At 68.7% G+C, this 19887-nt stretch carries 14 protein-coding genes; 9 read left to right on the forward strand and 5 right to left on the reverse strand.

Annotation, left to right across the window (positions count from 1 at the left end):
* Positions 1–54: 54 nt before the first annotated feature.
* The 4 genes from ABB34_RS02655 (at position 55) to ABB34_RS02670 (ending at position 6509) form a co-directional block, all read left to right on the forward strand.
* The gene (locus ABB34_RS02655; RefSeq protein WP_057639693.1) at positions 55–2886 is read left to right on the forward strand and encodes a 2-oxoglutarate dehydrogenase E1 component; all 2832 of its coding nucleotides are present in this window, start codon (positions 55–57) and stop codon (positions 2884–2886) included.
* Between the two features lie 42 nt (positions 2887–2928).
* Positions 2929–4125: a dihydrolipoyllysine-residue succinyltransferase gene (gene sucB, locus ABB34_RS02660; protein WP_057639694.1), complete on the forward strand. Its 1197-nt coding sequence runs from the start codon at positions 2929–2931 to the stop codon at positions 4123–4125.
* Positions 4126–4342: 217 nt separating this feature from the next.
* Positions 4343–5779: a dihydrolipoyl dehydrogenase gene (lpdA, locus tag ABB34_RS02665; protein WP_057639695.1), complete on the forward strand. Its 1437-nt coding sequence runs from the start codon at positions 4343–4345 to the stop codon at positions 5777–5779.
* 136 nt (positions 5780–5915) lie between these two features.
* Positions 5916–6509 (forward strand): LOG family protein, encoded by a 594-nt coding sequence (locus ABB34_RS02670; RefSeq protein ID WP_057639696.1) that lies wholly within the window; start codon positions 5916–5918, stop codon positions 6507–6509.
* Between the two features lie 288 nt (positions 6510–6797).
* Here ABB34_RS02670 and ABB34_RS02675 read toward each other — a convergent pair whose 3' ends face one another.
* A complete protein-coding gene (locus ABB34_RS02675) occupies positions 6798–9671 on the reverse strand; it encodes a bifunctional diguanylate cyclase/phosphodiesterase (protein WP_057639741.1) in 2874 nt (957 codons plus the stop codon).
* Between the two features lie 200 nt (positions 9672–9871).
* On the opposite strand from ABB34_RS02675, the gene ABB34_RS02680 reads away from it, so the two are divergent.
* The 5 genes from ABB34_RS02680 to ABB34_RS02695 all read left to right on the forward strand — a co-directional run bounded on the left by ABB34_RS02680 (position 9872) and on the right by ABB34_RS02695 (position 14304).
* The gene (locus ABB34_RS02680) at positions 9872–10429 is read left to right on the forward strand and encodes an RNA polymerase sigma factor (protein ID WP_057639697.1); all 558 of its coding nucleotides are present in this window, start codon (positions 9872–9874) and stop codon (positions 10427–10429) included.
* Positions 10426–11271: a hypothetical protein gene (locus ABB34_RS15120; protein ID WP_152979479.1), complete on the forward strand. Its 846-nt coding sequence runs from the start codon at positions 10426–10428 to the stop codon at positions 11269–11271. The genes ABB34_RS02680 and ABB34_RS15120 overlap by 4 nt, the downstream gene beginning before the upstream one ends.
* 309 nt (positions 11272–11580) lie before the next feature.
* Positions 11581–12165 (forward strand): IMPACT family protein, encoded by a 585-nt coding sequence (locus ABB34_RS02685; protein ID WP_057639698.1) that lies wholly within the window; start codon positions 11581–11583, stop codon positions 12163–12165.
* 94 nt (positions 12166–12259) lie between these two features.
* Positions 12260–14035, forward strand: coding sequence for an ABC transporter transmembrane domain-containing protein (locus ABB34_RS02690; RefSeq protein WP_057639699.1), 1776 nt, complete (start codon positions 12260–12262; stop codon positions 14033–14035).
* A 74-nt stretch (positions 14036–14109) separates the two neighbouring features.
* Positions 14110–14304: a hypothetical protein gene (locus ABB34_RS02695; protein WP_057639700.1), complete on the forward strand. Its 195-nt coding sequence runs from the start codon at positions 14110–14112 to the stop codon at positions 14302–14304.
* Between the two features lie 201 nt (positions 14305–14505).
* On the opposite strand, the gene ABB34_RS02700 is transcribed toward ABB34_RS02695, so the two are convergent.
* From ABB34_RS02700 to dnaK, 4 genes are all read right to left on the reverse strand, one after another.
* Positions 14506–15633: a prephenate dehydrogenase gene (locus tag ABB34_RS02700; protein ID WP_245625395.1), complete on the reverse strand. Its 1128-nt coding sequence runs from the start codon at positions 15631–15633 to the stop codon at positions 14506–14508.
* Entirely contained in the window at positions 15630–16538 is a 909-nt protein-coding gene (gene pdxY / locus ABB34_RS02705; RefSeq protein WP_057639701.1) for a pyridoxal kinase, read from the reverse strand. The genes ABB34_RS02700 and pdxY overlap by 4 nt, the downstream gene beginning before the upstream one ends.
* Positions 16539–16661: 123 nt before the next feature.
* Positions 16662–17795, reverse strand: a complete 1134-nt coding sequence (gene dnaJ / locus ABB34_RS02710) for a molecular chaperone DnaJ (RefSeq protein WP_057639702.1) — start codon at positions 17793–17795, stop codon at positions 16662–16664.
* A 129-nt stretch (positions 17796–17924) separates the two neighbouring features.
* On the reverse strand, positions 17925–19853 hold the full coding sequence (dnaK, locus tag ABB34_RS02715; protein WP_057639703.1) for a molecular chaperone DnaK: 1929 nt from the start codon (positions 19851–19853) through the stop codon (positions 17925–17927).
* Positions 19854–19887: the final 34 nt, after the last annotated feature.

A 19887-nucleotide genomic window follows, 5' to 3' on the forward strand; every position in this document is an offset into this window, starting at 1 on the left:
CGCAAGGTACCGCCGGTTCCCTGAGCAATAATCAAGCGAATCCGACTCCCCATCGTGGACAATCTCCTGAAGCAGTTTGCGCAGTCATCGCAACTCGCCGGCGGCAACGCCGCCTATATCGAGGATCTGTACGAGCAGTACCTCGTTTCCCCGGACAGCGTGGACCCCAGGTGGAAGACCTGGTTCGACGGCTTCAAGGGCCGCGAGGCCGGGGATGTCCCGCATTCGGCCGTCATCGCCCACATCGCCGAGGCCGCCCGGAACGCGGTTTCCGGCGCTGCCGCCGTTGGCGGTGGCGATGAACGCGAACGCAACGTCGGCCGCCTGATCACCGCCTACCGCTCGCGCGGCCACCTCGGCGCCCAGCTCGACCCGCTGGGCCTGACCCCGCCGGTCAACCCGCCCGACCTGAGCCTGCCGTTCCACCACCTGTCCGATGCCGACCTCAACGACGAGTTCAGCACCGGCGGCGTCGGCGGCCAGCCGCGGATGAAGCTGCGCGACCTGCTGGCGCGCCTGAAGGCCACCTATACCGGCTCGATCGGCGCCGAGTTCATGTACATCGCCGAAGTTGGCCAGCGCCAGTGGCTGTACCAGCGGCTCGAGAACGCCGGCGGCAACTACAACCTCGACGCCGACACCAAGCGCCGCACGCTGGAGCGCCTGACCGCCGCCGAAGGGCTGGAGCGCTACCTGCACACCAAGTACGTCGGCCAGAAGCGCTTCTCGCTGGAAGGCGGCGATTCGCTGATCCCGATGATGGACACCGTGATCCGCGGCGCCGGCGCCGACGGCGTCAAGGACGTGGTGATCGGCATGGCCCACCGCGGCCGCCTGAACGTGCTGGTCAACACCCTGGGCAAGAGCCCGCGCAAGCTGTTCGACGAATTCGAAGGCCGCTTCGAGCACGACGACCGCGCCGTGGCCGGCGACGTGAAGTACCACATGGGCTTCTCCGCCGACGTCGCCACCAACGGCGGCCCGGTGCACCTGGCGCTGGCGTTCAACCCCTCGCACCTGGAGATCGTCGACCCGGTGGTCGCTGGTTCCGTGCGTTCGCGCCAGGAACGCCGCGGCGACACCGCGCGGAAGCAGGTGATGCCGATCCTGATCCACGGCGACGCCGCGTTCGCCGGCCAGGGCGTGGTGATGGAACTGTTCCAGATGTCGCAGGCACGCGGCTTCGCCGTCGGCGGCACCGTGCACATCGTCATCAACAACCAGGTGGGCTTCACCACCTCCAACCGCGACGACTCGCGCTCCACCCTGTACTGCACCGACCTGGCCAAGATGGTCGGCGCACCGGTGCTGCACGTGAACGGCGACGACCCGGAAGCGGTGGTGTTCGCCGCCAGGCTGGCCTACGACTTCCGCCAGCAGTTCCACAAGGACGTCGTCATCGACCTGGTCTGCTATCGCCGCTGGGGCCACAACGAAGCCGACGAGCCGGCGATCACCCAGCCGCTGATGTACCAGGTGATCCGCAAGCACAAGACCACCCGCGAGCTGTACGCGGCCAAGCTCGAGGCCGAGGGCGTGATCCCGGCCGACGGCGGCCGCGCGCTGGTCGATGCCTACCGCGACAAGCTCGATTCGGGCGAGGTCACCACCGAGCTGGCCAAGGTCGAGAAGACCCCCCCGACCAGCAGGCTGTACGTGGACTGGCCGAAGCTGCTGGAAGGCAAGCTGTCCGATCCGGTCGATACCCGCGTCGAAATGGGCAAGCTCAAGCAGCTGGCCATGATGATCAACACCATCCCCGAGGGCGTCGAGCTGCACTCGCGCGTGGCCAAGGTCTACGACGACCGCCGCAAGATGGCCGCCGGCGAGATCCCGGGCGACTGGGGCTTCGCCGAGAACCTGGCCTACGCCACCGTGCTCGACCAGGGCCACAACCTGCGCCTGGTCGGCCAGGACGTTGGCCGCGGCACCTTCACCCACCGCCACGCGATCCTGCACGACCAGAAGACCGACAACTACTACCTGCCGCTGCGGCAGCTGGTGGAATCGCCGGAGCAGGCCACCATCATCGACTCGCTGCTCAGCGAGGAAGCGGTGATGGCCTACGAGTACGGCTTCTCCACCACCGACCCCAACACCCTGTGCATCTGGGAAGGCCAGTTCGGCGACTTCGCCAATGGCGCACAGGTGGTGATCGACCAGTTCATCGCCTCCGGCGAGGCCAAGTGGGGCCGCATCTCCGGCCTGACCCTGCTGCTGCCGCACGGCTACGAAGGCCAGGGCCCGGAGCACAGCTCGGCGCGCCTGGAACGCTTCCTGCAGCTGTGCGCGCTGGAGAACATGCTGGTCTGCGTGCCGTCCACCCCGGCGCAGGCCTTCCACATGCTGCGCCGCCAGCTGTGCATGACCACCCGCAAGCCGCTGGTGGTGATGTCGCCCAAGTCGCTGCTGCGCCACAAGCTGGCGGTGTCGTCGCTGGACGAGATGGCCAACGGCGAGTTCCAGCACCTGATCGGCGACGCCTCGGCCGAGGTCAAGAAGACCAGGCGCGTGGTGCTGTGCTCGGGCAAGGTCTACTACGACCTGCTGGAAGACCAGACCAAGCGCGGCCAGGACGACGTCGCCATCCTGCGCGTGGAGCAGCTGTACCCGTTCCCGCGCCCGCAGCTGGCCGCCGAGCTGAAGAAGTACGGCAAGGCCACCGACGTGGTGTGGTGCCAGGAAGAGCCGATGAACCAGGGTGCGTGGTACCAGATCCGCCACCACCTGCAGGCCTGCCTGGCCGATGGCCAGGCCCTGCACTACGCCGGCCGTTCGCGCTCGCCCTCGCCCGCCGTCGGCCACATGGCCGACCACGTCCGCGAGCAGCAGCAACTGGTCGCCGACGCATTGGTCAACCCGTTCAACGACCAGGTCGCTGAATAACCTCCCCCTTTCACGAATAGATACGAACCAGGAAGCCCACGCATGGCCACCGAAGTCAAAGCCCCGGTACTGCCCGAATCCGTCGCCGACGGCACCATCGCCACCTGGCACAAGAAGGTGGGTGAAGCCGTCAAGCGCGACGAGAACCTGCTCGATCTGGAAACCGACAAGGTCGTGCTGGAAGTGCCTTCCCCGGTCGACGGCGTGCTGAAGGAAATCAAGTTCAAGGAAGGCGACACCGTCACCAGCAGCCAGGTCGTGGCGATCATCGAGGAAGGCGCCGTCGCCGCCGCGCCGGCCCCGGCTGCCGCCGAAGCGCCGAAGGCCGCCGCCCCCGCGGCTCCGGCGGCCGCAGCCGCCCCGGCACCGGCCGCCGCCAAATCGCCGGCCGACGCGCTGCCGCCGGGCGCCCGCTTCAGCGCCATCACCGAAGGCGTGAACCCGGCCGACGTCGAAGGCACCGGCCGCCGCGGTGCGGTGACCAAGGAAGACATCGTCAACTTCGCCCGCAACGGCGGCGCCGGCAAGGCCGGCGGCGCGCGTCCGGAAGAGCGCGTGCCGATGACCCGCATCCGCAAGCGCATCGCCGAGCGCCTGATGCAGTCCAAGGATTCCATCGCCATGCTCACCTCGTTCAACGAGGTCAACCTGGCCAAGGTTTCCGCCGCGCGCAAGCAACTGGGCGAGGACTTCCTGAAGACCCACGGCATCAAGCTGGGCTTCATGAGCTTCTTCGTGAAGGCCGCCGCCAACGCGCTGCAGCGCTTCCCGGTGGTCAACGCCTCGGTCGACGGCGACGACATCATCTACCACGGCTATTCGGACATCTCCATCGCCGTGTCCACCGAGAAGGGACTGGTGACGCCGGTGCTGCGCAACGTCGAGCGCATGTCGTTTGCCGACATCGAGAAGGGCATCGCCGAGTACGCCAAGAAGGCGCGCGACGGCAAGCTCGGCCTCGATGACCTGCAAGGCGGCACCTTCACCGTGACCAACGGCGGCACCTTCGGCTCGCTGCTGTCCACGCCGATCGTCAACCCGCCGCAGAGCGCCATCCTCGGCATGCATACCATCAAGGAGCGCCCGATCGCCGAGAACGGCCAGGTCGTGATCGCGCCGATGATGTACCTGGCGCTGTCCTATGACCACCGCATCATCGACGGCAAGGACGCGGTGCAGTTCCTGGTGGACATCAAGAACCAGCTGGAAAACCCGAGCCGCATGCTGTTCGGCCTGTAAAGCTCGAAGCCCCTCTCCCATCGGGGGAGGGGTTGGGGGCGCCAAGCTGCCACATCAGGCGCCACCATGATGAACGAGCCGCCGCGAGCCGCGCTGGCAAACCATCGGCTGTTCACCTGCTTCACTCGCGACGGTTTGCGACTGCGGCACACCCTCATCCGGCGCTTCGCGCCACCTTCTCCCGCAGGGAGAAGGGCTTGGTACCAAGGAACCTCAAATGGCTGAACAATTCGACGTCGTCGTCATCGGTGCCGGCCCGGCCGGCTACCACGCTGCCATCCGCGCCGCCCAGTTGGGCCTGAAGACCGCCTGCATCGACGCGGCGCTGGGCAAGGACGGCAAGCCGGCCCTCGGCGGCACCTGCCTGCGCGTGGGCTGCATCCCGTCCAAGGCGCTGCTGGATTCCTCGCACCAGTACCACAACATGCAGCACCAGTTCGCGCAGCACGGCATCAGCTTCAAGGACGCCGGCATCGACGTGGGCAAGATGGTCGGCCGCAAGGATGCCATCGTGAAGCAGTTCACCGGCGGCATCGCGCAGCTGTTCAAGGCCAACAAGGTCACCGCCTACTACGGCTTCGCCCAGTTGCAGCCGGGCAACGTGGTCAAGGTCAAGCAGCATGACGACAGCGAGGTCGAGCTGAAGGGCACCAACGTCATCATCGCCGCTGGTTCGGACTCGATCGAACTGCCGTTCGCCAAGTTCGACGGCGACACCATCGTCGACAACGTCGGCGCACTGGACTTCACCGAAGTACCCAAGCGCCTGGCGGTGATCGGCGCCGGCGTGATCGGCCTGGAGCTGGGCAGCGTGTGGAAGCGCCTCGGCGCCGAGGTCACCATCCTCGAAGCGCTGCCGGACTTCCTCGCCGCCGCCGACGCCGAGGTGTCCAAGCTCGCCGCGCGCGAATTCAAGAAGCAGGGCCTGGACATCAAGCTCGGCGCCAAGGTCGGCAAGACCGAGGTCACCGGCAAGGGCAAGAAGAAGGAAGTAGTCATCACCTACACCGACGGTGAAGGCGAAAAGACCCTGACCGTGGACAAGCTGCTGGTGGCCGTGGGCCGCCGCGCCGCCACCCGTGGCCTGCTGGCCGACGGCACCGGCGTGCAGGTCAACGAGCGCGGCCAGATCGTGGTCGATGACCATTGCCACACCGGCGTCGACGGCGTGTGGGCGGTGGGCGACTGCGTGCGCGGCCCAATGCTGGCGCACAAGGGCTTCGAGGAAGGCATCGCGGTGGCCGAACTGATCGCAGGCCTGCCCGGCCACGTCAATTTCGACACCATTCCCTACGTCATCTACACCAGCCCGGAAATCGCCTGGGTCGGCAAGACCGAACAGCAGCTCAAGGCCGATGGCGTGGCCTACAAGGCCGGCAGCTTCCCGTTCGCCGCCGTGGGCCGCGCGGTGGCGATGGCCGAGCCGACCGGCTTCGTCAAGGTGATCGCTGATGCCGAAACCGACCGCGTGCTCGGCCTGCACCTGATCGGCCCGAACGTCAGCGAGCTGGTGCACGAAGGCGTGCTGACGATGGAGTTCAGCGGCAGCGCCGACGACCTGGCCCGCATCTGCCACGCCCACCCCAGCCTGTCCGAAGCCGTGCATGATGCGGCGATGGCGGTGAGCAAGCGCGCCATCCACAAGGCGAACTGAGCGGGGAATGCGGGAACAGGGCACGGGGAATGAAACATCCCGCGCCCTGCCCTCCACGAACGCCGGCAGCGATGCCGGCGTTTTGCTTCCTCCGTTCCTTTCATTCCCCCTTTCCCCTTCCCTGTTCCCCGCCTCCATGAAATCCATCTGCGTCTATTGCGGCTCCAATCCCGGCGCCAAGCCCGTCTACGTCGAACGCGCCACCGAACTGGGCAGGCGCATCGCCGCCGAAGGCCTGCGGCTGGTCTATGGCGGCGGCCGCACCGGCCTGATGGGCGCGGTGGCCGATGGCGTGCTCGCCGCCGGCGGCGAGGTCACCGGCGTGATCCCGCAGCACCTGGTGGACCTGGAGGTGGCGCACAAGGGCGTGACCACGCTGGAGATCGTCGGCTCGATGCACGAGCGCAAGTCGCGCATGTTCGACCTGTCCGACGCCTTCGTCGCCCTGCCCGGCGGCTTCGGCACCGCCGAGGAAATCTTCGAGATGCTGACCTGGCGCCAGCTCGGCATCGGCAAGAAACCCTGCGCCTTCCTCGACATCGATGGCTTCTACACGCAGCTGATCGGCATGATCGACCACATGGTGGCCGAGCGCTTCCTGCACCCGGAGCAGCGCGACGACCTGTGGCACGGCGAAGACCCCACGCGGATGCTGGAGTGGATGCGGGCGTATTCGCCGGCGCAGGCGGACAAGTGGTTCGACGAGAAAAAGCGCAACGCATTGCGATAAATCACCGGCGCGTGGCGACGCGGCGAACATGGCCGGCGCCTTGTTGCTTGCATAGCGCGGCGCGGCGCGGTTCGACGAGAAAATGCGCAGTGCGTTGCGCTGACCCCCTATCCCAGTGGGTGCCGACCGTTGGTCGGCACTGGCAGCCAGCCTGCAATGCCCCCAGCGCTGCGCGCCCATGCCCGACCAACGGTCGGGCACCACCCGACGGGGGCACGGTAGTGCCGGCCGCCGGCCGGCATCCGCCAGGAAACCAGGTCATGCGCGGTTGCCGGCCAGCGGCCGGCACTACACCATCTTGTGCAACGTCGCTTCGCGCGGCATCGGGTAGCCCAGCAGGTAGCCCTGGCCGAAGTTGCAGCCCATTTCCAGCAGCACCTGCCGCTGGCGCTCGTTCTCGATGCCTTCGCCGATGGTCTCGATGCCCAGCGTGCGCGCCAGCGACACCACGCCTTCCACCAGCGCCTGCGTGTTCTTGCCGCCCTCGGTGTGCAGGCCGGAGATGAAGCTGCGGTCGATCTTCAGCGTGCTGATCGGGAACCGGTGCAGGTAGGACAGCGCCGAATAGCCGGTGCCGAAGTCGTCCAGCTGCACCACCATGCCGCGCTCGCGCAGCTGGCGCAGGATGCGCAGCGTGCGCGGCGCATCCTCCAGCAGCGCCGTTTCGGTCAGCTCCACCCGCAACCGCGACGGATCCGCGCCGGCCGCGTCCAGCAGCCCGAAAAGGCGCCTGGCGAACTTCGGCACGTGGAAGTGGCGCGGCGAGACATTGACCGAGATGTAGCCCGACGTGGTCGCCGCAAGATCGTGCGCCACCTGCTCGTAGATCAGCCAGTCCACCTGCTCGATCAGGCCGCTCTCCTCGCCCAGCTGCATGAAGTCGCCCGGCAGCAGCAGCCCGCGTCCTTCGTGCTGCCAGCGCAGCAGCGCCTCGTGCCCGACCACCTTGCCGTCCCGCAGCGAGACGATGGGTTGGTAGAACGGCAGGAAATCGCGGTTGCCGATGGCGCGGCGCAGGTCCGCTTCCAGCTCCAGGCTCTGCAGCGACTGCTCGCGCATCACCTCGTCGAACACCACGCAGCGGTCCTGGCCCATGCCCTTGGCGCGGTACATCGCCGCGTCGGCGTCGCGCAGCAGCTCGGCGCCGGATTCGTAATGCGGGTTCCACAGCGAAATGCCGATGCTGCCGGACGGGAACAACTCGCGCCCTTCCACCCACATCGAGCATTCCAGCGCATGCAGCAGGCGCCGCCCCACGTCCATCGCCTCGTCCGCGCCGCCCTCGCAGCGCACCAGCATGGCGAACTCGTCGCCGCCCAGCCGCGCCACCACGTCGTTGCCACGCAGCAGGCCGACCAGCCGCCGCGCCACTTCCACCAGCATCCGGTCGCCGGCGGCGTGGCCGATGCTGTCGTTGACCCACTTGAAGCGGTCCAGGTCGAGGAACAGCAACGCGAATACCGGGCCGATGCCCAGCCGCGCGTGCTCGATGGCCTCCTCCAGCCGCTCCAGCAGGTGCAGGCGGTTGGGCAGCCCGGTCAGCGAATCGTGCATGGCCTGGTGGCTCAGGCGCTGCTCGATGCGCATGCGCTCGCCGATCTGCGCCAGCAGCTTCTGGTTGACCTCGCCCAGCTCGTGCGTGCGCTCGGCCACGCGCCGCTCCAGCTCGGCATGCGCCTGCAGCAACCGGTTCTGGTCGCGCTGCCGCGCCAGGCTGTTGCCGATGTTGTGCGCGACGAAGGCCAGCAGGCGCTGGTCGTCCGGGGTGTACACGACCTGCGGGTTGTAGCTCTGCACCGCGATCACGCCCACCACCTCGCCATCGCTGAACAGCGGCACGCCGAGCCAGGACTGCGACTTGGCGCCGAACTCGTGCAGTTCGCCGCGGGCGAGCAACTGGTCGATCTGCCTGCGCGTGGCCAATAGCGGCTGACCGGTGCGGATGGTGTATTCGGTCAGGCCGCCGCCGAACTTGCGCGGGGGGCGCTCGCGGTTGAATTCGTCCACCGAATAGACGAACTCCAGCCCGTCGCCGGCCTCGTTGATCAATGCGATGTAGAAATTGCCGGCATCGAGCAGGCCGCCGATCACCCGGTGCAGCTCGGCATGGAACTCGGCCTGGCTGCCGCAGCTCATGGCCAGTTCGGAGATGTTGAACAGCGCCGCCTGCAATGCCTCGGCGCGCTGCCGCTCGACGATTTCGCCGCGCAGGCTGGCGTTGGCGTGCTCCAGCTCCAGCGTGCGCCGCTGCACGTGCTGTTCCAGCTGCACGTGCGCCTGGCGCCGGTCCATCGCGGTCAGGATGTGGGTGGTGACGAAGTTGAGGACCGCGCGGTCCTCGTCGTCGTACTGCACGCCGGGCTCGTAGCTCTGCACCACGATGGCGCCGCACACGACGTTGTCGCGCCACATCGGCACGCCCAGCCAGTCGGCGCTGTCCGGGCCGCTGGGCACCGAGTGCCGCGGGTCCAGTTCGCGGAGCAGGACCCGCGACGGGCCATGCATCACCCGGCCGCTGCGCATCACCGCGAAGGTCAGGCTGTCCTGCATGTCCTCGTAGTGGATGCGTTGCTCCGGGTCCGGCGCGAAGCTGTCCTGGGTATCGAAGAAGTACAGGAAGCGCAGGCTGCTCTGGGTTTCGTCGCATTCGACGATGTAGCAGTTTTCCGCGTACATCAACGTGGACAGGATGCGATGGAAATTGCCGAGCATTTCCGACATTTCAAGGTCACTGCCGGCCAGGTCGGCGATCTCGAACAGGGCCTGCTGCAGGCGCTTGGAACGCTCCAGCTGCTCGATCTGCCGTCCCTGCCGCATCGATACCAGCACCGCGGCGACCAGCGCCCGTGCGGTGCTCAGCCATGCCCGGCGCTGCGTTTCCGAGAACGTGGCCGACACCTCGGCCAGCACCACGATGCGGGCGCCGCTCTCGGCGTGGGTCCAGCACTCCCACAGCGGCTGGTGCAGGCCGGCCGGCAGCTTGCCGCCGCCAAGCAGCACGCCGGCGGCCTCGCGCAACCGCGTGTCCTCGGCCGGGCTGGTACGGCAGCCGGTCCCCAGCACGGCATCATCCCAGGCAAGGGCCACCGTGCTGCCGGCAGGCAACAGGCCATGCAGCGGCGTCACCACGTCGTTGACCGACGCATTGGCCTGTGCGGGCATGTTTTCGGCACTGCTTTGGCGCGGTTCGTCTGCCATGCCTTCCGTCTCTATCCGGTTCCGGTACCCGGAACTCCCCCCGCCCGCAGCATAACGCCCCGCGGCGTGGCCAAGGTGTCCGGGTCGACATTTCCTGAACCCGTACTCCGGCGCCGGCGATGCCCGGCTAGGCACGGGCGCGGCGAATGCTTAGGCTGCGGCGCGTGGATACCGCCGTGCAGACACCGACCGACGAAACGCTGATGCTGGCCTATGCCGCCGGCGACGGCGAGGCGTTCGCCGAGCTGTACGCGCGCCACCGCGCCCGGCTGTTCCACTACCTGCTCGGGCAGTTGCGCGACCGCGCGCTGGCCGAGGAGCTGTTCCAGGACGTGTGGCAACGCCTGGTCCATGCCCGTGCGGGCTGGAAGCCGGAGGCGGCGTTCGCCACCTGGTTGTTCCGCATCGCCCACAACCGCCTCAACGACCACTGGCGCGCCGCCCGCCATCGCCCGGCCGCCCCGGACGATGCCGACGCGCGCACCGCGCGGCTGGCCGATACCCGCACCCCGGAGCTGCTGGCCGACGAACAGGCGCAACGGCTGCAGCTGCACCGCGCGCTGGCCGAGCTGCCGCCGGAGCAACAGGAGGTGGTGATCCTGCGCCTGGAGCAGGAACTGAGCCTGGAGGAGATCGGGCAGATCACCGGCGTCGGCCGGGAAACCGTCAAGTCGCGGCTGCGCTATGCGATGGACAAGCTGCGCGCGAGGTTGAACGAATGAACACCCCCGATCGGCTGAGCCCCGAAGAACGCGCGCTGGCGCGACTGCTGGGTCGCCCCGCGGCCGCGGCGCCCGATCCGCGCGTCGACGCCGCGATTGCCGAGCTGGCGCGGCAACCGGCCGCACCGGCGCCGACGCGACCCACGGCGCCGGCGCCCTCCGTCACGCCGCATGCGCGGCATCGGCGCCGCCGCGCCGTGGTGCCGGCATTGGCCGTGGCCGCGTCGCTGGTGCTGGTGGTGGGTCTGGCATGGCAACTGCGGCCCACTCCGCCGCCGCTGGACTTGCCCGTGCTCGCCGAGGCGCTTCCGCCGCCGGCAGCCGCACCGCTCCCGGCCGCCGACGTGCCGATGCCGGAAGCGGCCATCGAACCCGTGGCACCCGCCGTCCGCATGGCTGCCCCGGCAGAGGCGCCACCTCCTCGCGCAAGCGCGGCGTCCGATGCCGCGACCCGTACCGAGCGCGCACGCAAGGAATCGTCGCGGGCGGTGGAAGCGGCTTCCGCGAGAATCGTGCCACCCTCGCCGCCGGCTCCTCCCGCGCCATTGCCGGCCAGCCCAGCACAGGCCGATATCGTCCTGCCCGCCCCTGCCGGTGCCGCACCGGCACGGCTGGCTGCAACACCGGCGCCGGCAAAACTGGATGCACCCGCCGCCACGGCGGCATCCCCTGACCTGGACGCCGATGCCGCCCTGCCCCCGCGGCGATGGTTGCAACGCATCCGGCAGCGGCACGAGGACGGCGACGACGAGGGCGCGCGCGCCAGCCTGCGTCGCTTCGTCGAGGTTCATCCGAAGGCCCGCATCCCGCGCGACCTGCGCCCGTTGCTGGAAGATTCGTAGGTACCGGGCTTGCCCGGTACGGAGCCTTCCACGGTAATGCTCCATGCGGGGCAAGCCCCGCATCCACGGCTGCGGGTTTCCGCACTGAACCCGGTGGGTGCCGACCGTTGGTCGGCACTGTCTGCACAGCGCCGCCGCCACGACCAACGGTCGGGCGCTACCGCGTAGGTGCCGGGCTTGCCCGGCACGGGGCTTTATCGGGAATGCTCCATGTAGGACAAGCCCCGAATCCACGGCAAGCCCCATTCTCCCGACCGGACATGGCAAGGCATCCAATCCGCCGCTGGGCTCTCGCCTAGAATGGCCGGGATGCCCGATACCCTCGCCACGCCCGCCAGCCACCTGCTGGAAGTCAAGCACAGCCGCTTCCTCGCCCACGCCGCCCCCATCGGCAACGCCGCCGATGCGCTGGCCTTCGTCGCGTCGGTATCGGTCGCCGACGCCACCCACAACTGCTGGGCCTACCGCCATGGCGGCGAATATCGTTCCAGCGACGACGGTGAACCCGCAGGTACCGCAGGACGGCCGATCCTTGCCGCCATCGACGGCCAGGGCTACGACCGCATCGTCGTGGTCGTCACCCGCTGGTTCGGCGGCATCAAGCTCGGCGCCGGCGGGCTGGTACGCGCCTATGGCGGCGCCGCGGCCGAATGCCTGCGGCTGGCGCCACGGCTGCCGCTGATCGCGATGAAGCGGCTGCACCTGGCCTGCCCGTTCGATGCGCTCGGCAGCGTGCACACGCTGCTGGCCGCGCATGCGGTGGACAAGCTCGGCGAAAGCTTCGACGAACATGGCGCACGCTTGCACGTCGAACTGCCGGCCGAACGCGTCGATGACTTGAAAACCCGGCTGCGCGACGCCACCCGTGACAGGGTGCGGTGGAGCGACGAGTGAACGCCCGGGAGGGGGCTGTCGATTTTCCCCTCCACCGTCCTCCCGGCCATTGCCGGCCTGCACTTCCCCCTTTTCCCACGCAGCCACTCCCCCGATGACCGACACGTCCGCCACCGAACCCACCACCGGCCGCAACAAGGCCAAGCTCGGCACGTTGCGCGCGCTGTGGCCGTTCGTGCGCCGGCACATGGGCCTGTTCGTGGCCTGGCTGGCAGCGCTGGCGGTGGCCTCGGCGGCAACGCTGAGCTTCCCGGTCGCGTTCCGGCGCATGATCGACGACGGCTTCAACAGCGGCGGCAACATCGACCAGGTATTCCTGCTGGTGTTCGCGGTGGTGGTGGTGCTGGCGCTGGCCAGCGCGGCGCGCTTCTTCTTCGTCTCGCTGCTGGGCGAAAAGGTGGTGGCCGACCTGCGCCGGCAGCTGTATGCGCACCTGGTGGCGCTGGACGCGCAGTTCCACGACCGCAACCGCAGCGGCGAGCTGGTGTCGCGGCTGTCGGCCGACAGCGAGCTGCTGCGCAGCGTGGTCGGCAGCAGCATGTCGGTGGCGCTGCGCAGCACCGTCACCGTGGTCGGCAGCCTGGCGATGCTGTTCGTCACCAGCCCGCGGCTGGCCGCCTTCACCCTGGTCGGCATCCCGCTGGCGGTGTTGCCGATCGTGCTCGGCGCGCGCCGGCTGGAAAAGGCCTCGCGCGCCACCCAGGACCGCGTCGCCGACGCCAACAACCTCGCCAGCGAAACCCTCGGCGCCATCCGCACCGTGCAGGCGCATGCGCGCGAAGGCTACGAGACCGGCCGCTTCGCCGCCGCCGTGCGCGTGGCGGTGGATACCGCGCGGCGCCGCATCCGCACCCAGTCGCTGGTCACCGCCATCGTCATCACCCTGGTGTTCGGCGCGGTGGTGCTGGTGCTGTGGTCCGGCGCGCACGACGTGATCGGCGGGCGCATCAGCAAGGGCGAGCTCGGCCAGTTCGTGTTCTATGCGCTGATCGGCGGCGGCTCGGTCGGCGCATTGGCCGAAGTCTGGAACGAACTGCAGCGCGCGGCCGGCGGCATGGGCCGCATCGCCGAGCTGCTGCAGGAATCGGCCGGCGTGCGTGCCCCAGCATCGCCACAGATGTTGCCCGTACCGCTGCGCGGCGACATCCGCTTCGACGACGTGGTGTTCCACTATCCGCAGCGCCCCACCCAGGCCGCGCTGGAAGGCTTCACCCTGCACGTGCGGCCGGGCGAAACCGTCGCGCTGGTCGGTCCCTCCGGCGCCGGCAAGAGCACCGTGCTGTCGCTGCTGCTGCGTTTCCACGACCCGGACGGCGGCACGATCAGCATCGACGGCGTCGACCTGCGCGATGCCGACCCCACCGCGCTGCGCGAGCAGGTGGCGCTGGTGCCGCAGCAGCCGGCGCTGTTCGCCAGCAGCGCCGCCGACAACATCCGCTACGGCCGGCTCGAAGCCAGCGACGAGCAACTGCATGCCGCCGCCCGCGCCGCCGAGGCCGACGAATTCATCCGTACCCTGCCCGAAGGCTATGCCAGCGAACTGGGCGAACGCGGCGCGCGCCTGTCCGGCGGCCAGCAGCAGCGCATCGCCATCGCCCGTGCGTTGCTCAAGGACGCGCCGGTGCTGCTGCTGGACGAAGCCACCAGCGCACTGGATGCGCAGAGCGAGCGCGCGGTGCAGCAGGCACTGGAGCGGTTGATGGCCGGGCGCACCACGCTGGTGATCGCGCACCGCCTGGCCACCGTGCTCAAGGCCGACCGCATCGTGGTGATGGACCACGGCCGCATCGTCGCCCAGGGCACGCACGAGCAGCTGCTGCGCGAAGGTGGCCTGTACGCGGAGCTGGCGCGGCTGCAGTTCATCGACTGATAACGCGCGGCTAACGCTGCCGGGCGCATGCTCGCCCCGTCACACCGGGTTGCATGCCAAGCAGGAGGTTCGTCATGTCGTTCCGCCAGTTCCCCGCCACCGACACCAATGGCGAAAGCCGCATCATCATCGAGTTCAAGCCCGAGCCCGGCGACACGCAGAATGCCGCCGACAGCGGCCCGCGTTACGAGCTGGACGATGGCCGCCACCTGCGGCGCAATGCCCGCGAATTCACTACCGCCGACGGCGAGCTGACGCTGCGGATCTGAACGAACCTGCGCAGGAGCGCACCTTGGTGCGCGAACGGGCATTACCGGGAAAGCCTCCCGCGCACCAAAGTGCGCTCCTGCATCGTGGCTGGCGAATAATTCACCAGCCCTCTTGACAGCCTTGCGCCGCAACGGCCGCCGGCATTCATCCACAGGTTTGTGCGCAGTTCATCCACACCGGCTGTGGATGAATGCGCGCGCTCAGCGTTCCAGCACCCGGCCGATGCCGCTGCGGTCGATCTCGGCCACCGCCGCTTCGACGATTTCCGCCGCATATTCGTGGTCGAAGCCGATGCGGAAATGCACCTCGCCGGCCGGCGTGCGCGAGGAGTGGATCGAGGCCAGGCTGATGCCGTGGCGCTCGAACACGTGCAGCAGTTCGCGCAACGAGCCGGCGCGGTCCTCCGGCAGGTGCACGCTGATCGCGCGACGCTCGCTCAGGTCGGCCAGCAGGTAGCCGAGCCGCTCGAAGCTGTAGTTGCCTTCCTGCAGGGTCGCCGCGTCGATCGCCTCGCGGTTGCCGGTCAGGAACTGCCGGCGGAAGGCGGCGCGCGACGCATCGTCGCCGGCGCCCACCAGCGTGCGCAGCTGCTGCAGCTGCCGCAGCAGCCGGTCGAGCATCTCCACCGTATGCGGGTTGCCGAACTGGATGTCCTCGTAGATCGCCGGGTTCAGCGACAGGATGCGCGCGATCGCCGCCGCGTCCATTTCGAACGCGGTCGAGCGGTAGGGCATCAATGCCTGCAGTTCGCCGAGCAGCGGTGCGTACTCGCGCAGCACGCCGGCCTGCGCCAGATGGGTGGCGTGCACCATGGCCTGCACCAGCGCCATCACCCGGTCGTGGTGCTCAGGCGTGGCCGCCACGCAATCGGCTTCCAGCGCGGCGTACAACTGCGCCAGCCACGGCTGCCAGCGCGCATCGGGCCGCGCTTCGCAGACCACCATCACCCGCCCCCGCAGCGTCGGCGCCTTGGGCGGCGCGGTCATCGGGTGCAGGCCCACCACCGCCGCCTGCGATTCCAGCATCGCCGCCACCGGCGCGGCCTTGATCGAGGTGACGTCCAGCCACAGCCGCCCGTGTTCGCGGCCGCCGGACTGGCGTATGTAGTCGCGGATCAACCCCGGCGTATGCCGGATCGGCGCGGAAAACAGCAGCACGTCAGCCTGTTCCAGCAACTGCTCGGGCGTGTGCGAGTCGCTGTCGACCGGGTCGTGGCCAATCACCTCCAGCGCCATGCGCGACTGGAAGAAGCCGCGCAGCCAGCGGCCATAGGCGCCGCCGCTGCCGACGATGCCGATGACCGGCGAAGTGGTCGCGGGCAGGCTCACGCCAAGCGCTCGGCACGGAACCGGTGCGGCGTGCCCAGCGCAGCCGGCGCCGCGGCCAGCACGTCGAACTCCTCCACGCCCTGCGCCAGCGTCGCCTCCAGCGCGGCATGCACGCCGGCGATGGCGCGGCCCACGGCATCAGCGAACGCATGGCCCTTGAGCAGGAAGGCGACCAGCAGCGACATCAGCACGTCGCCGGTGCCGGCCACGTCCACCGGCAGGTGCGGCGAGGTCCAGCGCCAGACTTCATCGCGGCCAATCGCCAGCGTCACCAGTTCGCCGGGATCGCCGGACACCGAATGCGCGATCACCCACTGCGGGCCGCGTTCGAGCAGCCTGCGCGAAGCGGCGATGGCGTCGTCCTGTTCCAGCGCCGGCATGCCGGTGAGCCGGCCCAGCTCGAAGGCGTTGGGCGTCACCAGCCACGCATGCGGCAACAGCCGCTCGGCGAAGATCGCTTCCAGCCCCGGTTCGACGTAGGGGCCGGTATGGGTGTCGCCGATCACCGGATCGAGGCAATAGCGCAGGCCCGGGCAGGACGGCAGCGTCGCGTCCAGCCAATCGGCAAATGCCGTGCCGTTGGCGACGCTGCCGAAATAGCCGGAAACCAGTGCCCCGGCGCGCTGCGGCAGGCCGCGCTCGCTGGCGCCCAGCAGCAGATCGGCGAACCAGTCGGCCGGCAGCACGCGCCCGCGCAGGGTGTCGTAGAACGGCGCATTGCTCAGCAGGGTGGTGGGGATTTCCGCCACCCGCATGCCCAGCGCGCGCAGCGGCGGCACCGCCGCGCTGTTGCCGGCGTGGCCGTAGACCAGCTGCGACTGCACGGAAATCACGTCCACCGGCGACGGCCCCTCGGGCCGCTGCCGACGACCGTGCACGAGGTGGCTGTGGTCGATATCGTTCATCGCCGCATTTTACGCCCGCGGCAACGGCGACCGGCTGCATGGATGCGCGCGCAACCAATGCGGGGACGACGAACTGCAAGAGCACACCTTGGCTTTCCCCTTCTCCCCTCGGGAGAAGGGCTCTCAGGACGAGGTCATCCGGTCCCAGAAGCCCTTGACGCCATCGATGAAGGTGGCCGACTTGGGCGAATGCTTGCGCGCTTCCTCGCCGGCGAAGGTGGCCTCGAACTGCTCCAGCAGCTTGCGCTGCTCGGCGGTCAGGTTCACCGGGGTTTCCACAAGGATGCGGCAGTACAGGTCGCCCTCGGTACGGCTGCGCACCGACTTGACGCCCTTGCCGCGCAGGCGGAACAGCTTGCCGGTCTGCGTTTCGGCGGGCACGCGGATTTCCGCCTCACCGCCGAGCGTGGCCACGCGCACGGTATCGCCCAGCGCCGCCTGCGAGATGCGGATCGGCACCTCGCAATGCAGGTCGTCGCCGTCGCGGGTGAAGATCGGGTGCTCGCGCACGCGCACTTCCACGTACAGGTCGCCCGGCGGCGTGCCCGGCGGGCCGGCCTCGCCCTCGCCCTGCAGGCGGATGCGGTCGCCGCTGTCCACGCCGGCCGGCACCTTGACCGACAGCACCTTGTCTTCCTCGACACGGCCGTTGCCGTGGCAGGTCTTGCACGGCCTGGCGATGATCTGCCCGCGCCCGCCACAGTTGTGGCAGGCCTGCTGCATGGCGAAGATGCCGCGCTGCATGCGTATCTGGCCGCGGCCGCCGCAGACGTTGCAGGTTTCCACCTTGCCGTCTTCCGAACCACTGCCGTTGCAGTCGCCGCACTCGGCCAGGGTCGGGATCTCGATGCGGCGCTCGACGCCGGCCACCGCTTCTTCCAGGTCCAGCTCCATCACGTAGCCGATGTCGGCGCCGCGACGCGGCTGGCGCGCGCCGCCACCGCCGAAGATGTTGCCGAAGATGTTGCCGAAGATGTCGCCGAAGATGTCGTTCATGTCCGGGCCGCCGGCACCGCCGCCGCCCATGCCGTGCTCGAACGCGGCATGGCCGTGGGCGTCGTACATGCGCCGCTTGTTGCCGTCGGACAGCACTTCGTAGGCTTCCTTGCACTCCTTGAAGGAGGCTTCGGCGGCCGCGTCGCCCGGGTTGCGGTCCGGGTGGAACTTCATCGCGCAGCGGCGGTAGGCCTTCTTCAGCTCATCGTCGCCGGCGTCGCGGGCCACGCCCAGGACTTCGTAGTAATCGCGCTTGCTCATGCTTTACCTCTCCCTCCCCCTCCAGGGAGGGCTGGGGTGCGGGTTGGCTACAAGACAAGGGTCCGGGGCCGCATGGCAACCCCGAACCCTCACCCCACCCCCCTCCCGCCGGGAGAGGGGCAATGGACGTCAGGACTTCTTGTCGTCCTTGACCTCGGTGAACTCGGCATCCACCACATCGTCGTGCGCCGGGCCCGGGGAGGCGCCCGCACCCTGCGCGGCATCGCCCCCCTGCTCGGCGGCCGCCGCGGCCGCGTACAGCGACTGCCCGGCTTCTTCCAGCGCCTTCGAGCGGGCCTCGATCTGCGCCTTGTCGTCGCCCTTCATCGCCGTTTCCAGGTCGGCCAGCGCCGACTCGACCTTGCCGATCACGTCGCCGCCGACCTTGCTGCCGTGCTCGGTGATGGCGGTGCGGGTGGCATGGATCAGGCCGTCGGCCTGGTTGCGGGCCTGCACCAGTTCCTGGAACTTCTTGTCTTCCTCGCGGTGCGTCTCGGCATCAGCGACCATGCGGTTGATCTCGTCCTCGGACAGGCCCGAGCCGGCCTTGATCTCGACCTTCTGTTCCTTGTTGGTCTTCTTGTCCTTGGCCGACACGTGCAGGATGCCGTTGGCGTCGATGTCGAAGGACACCTCCACCTGCGGCAGGCCGCGCGGCGCCGGCTCGATGCCGGTCAGGTCGAACTTGGCCAGCGACTTGTTGTAGCGGGCCTGCTCGCGCTCGCCCTGCAGCACGTGCACGGTCACCGCCGACTGGTTGTCCTCGGCCGTGGAGAAGGTCTGCGAGGCCTTGGTCGGGATGGTGGTGTTCTTCTCGATGATCTTGGTGAACACGCCGCCCAGGGTCTCGATGCCCAGGCTCAGCGGGGTCACGTCCAGCAGCAGCACGTCCTTGACGTCGCCGGCCAGCACGCCGCCCTGGATCGCCGCGCCCAAGGCCACGGCCTCGTCCGGGTTGACGTCCTTGCGCGGTTCCTTGCCGAAGAACTCGGCCACCGCCGCCTGCACCTTGGGCATGCGGGTCTGGCCGCCGACCAGGATCACCTCGTTGATGTCGCTCGAACGCAGGCCGGCATCGTTCAGCGCGGTGCGGCACGGCTCGATCGACTTCTTGATCAGGTCCTCGACCAGCGCTTCCAGCTTGGCGCGGGTCAGCTTGATGTTCAGGTGCTTCGGGCCGCTGGCGTCGGCGGTGACGTACGGCAGGTTGACCTCGGTCTGCTGCGCGCTGGACAGCTCGATCTTGGCGCGCTCGGCCGCGTCTTTGAGCCTTTGAAGAGCAAGAGGGTCCTTGCGCAGGTCGATGCCCTGGTCCTTGTTGAACTCGTCCACCAGGTACTCGATGACGCGGTTGTCGAAGTCCTCGCCGCCGAGGAAGGTGTCGCCGTTGGTGGCCAGCACCTCGAACTGCTTCTCGCCGTCGACGTTGGCGATCTCGATGATCGACACGTCGAAGGTGCCGCCACCCAGGTCGTAGACGACGATCTTGCGGTCCTTGTTGTCGCCCTTGTCCAGGCCGTAGGCCAGCGCCGCGGCGGTCGGCTCGTTGATGATGCGCTTGACGTCCAGCCCGGCGATGCGGCCGGCGTCCTTGGTCGCCTGGCGCTGGCTGTCGTTGAAGTAGGCCGGCACGGTGATGACCGCCTCGGTGACCTTCTCGCCGAGGAAGTCCTCGGCGGTCTTCTTCATCTTCTCCAGCACCTTGGCGGAGATTTCCTGCGGCGCCATCTTCCTGCCGTCGCTGGTCTGCACCCAGGCGTCGCCGTTGTCGTGGGCGAGGATGCCGTACGGCACGTGGGCGATGTCCTTCTGCACTTCGCCGTCGGTGAACTTGCGGCCGATCAGGCGCTTGACCGCGTAGAAGGTGTTCTTCGGGTTGGTGACCGCCTGGCGCTTGGCCGAGGCGCCCACCAGCACTTCGCCGTCCTTGGTGTAGGCGACGATGGAGGGCGTGGTGCGGTCGCCTTCCGAGTTTTCGATGACGCGGGCCTTGCCGCCGTCCATGATCGCCACGCACGAGTTGGTGGTGCCGAGGTCGATGCCGATGATCTTTGCCATTGCCGGTTTCCTCTGGAATTCAATCTGGGGGGCG

Source organism: Stenotrophomonas daejeonensis, from assembly GCF_001431505.1.
Lineage (GTDB): Bacteria > Pseudomonadota > Gammaproteobacteria > Xanthomonadales > Xanthomonadaceae > Stenotrophomonas > Stenotrophomonas daejeonensis.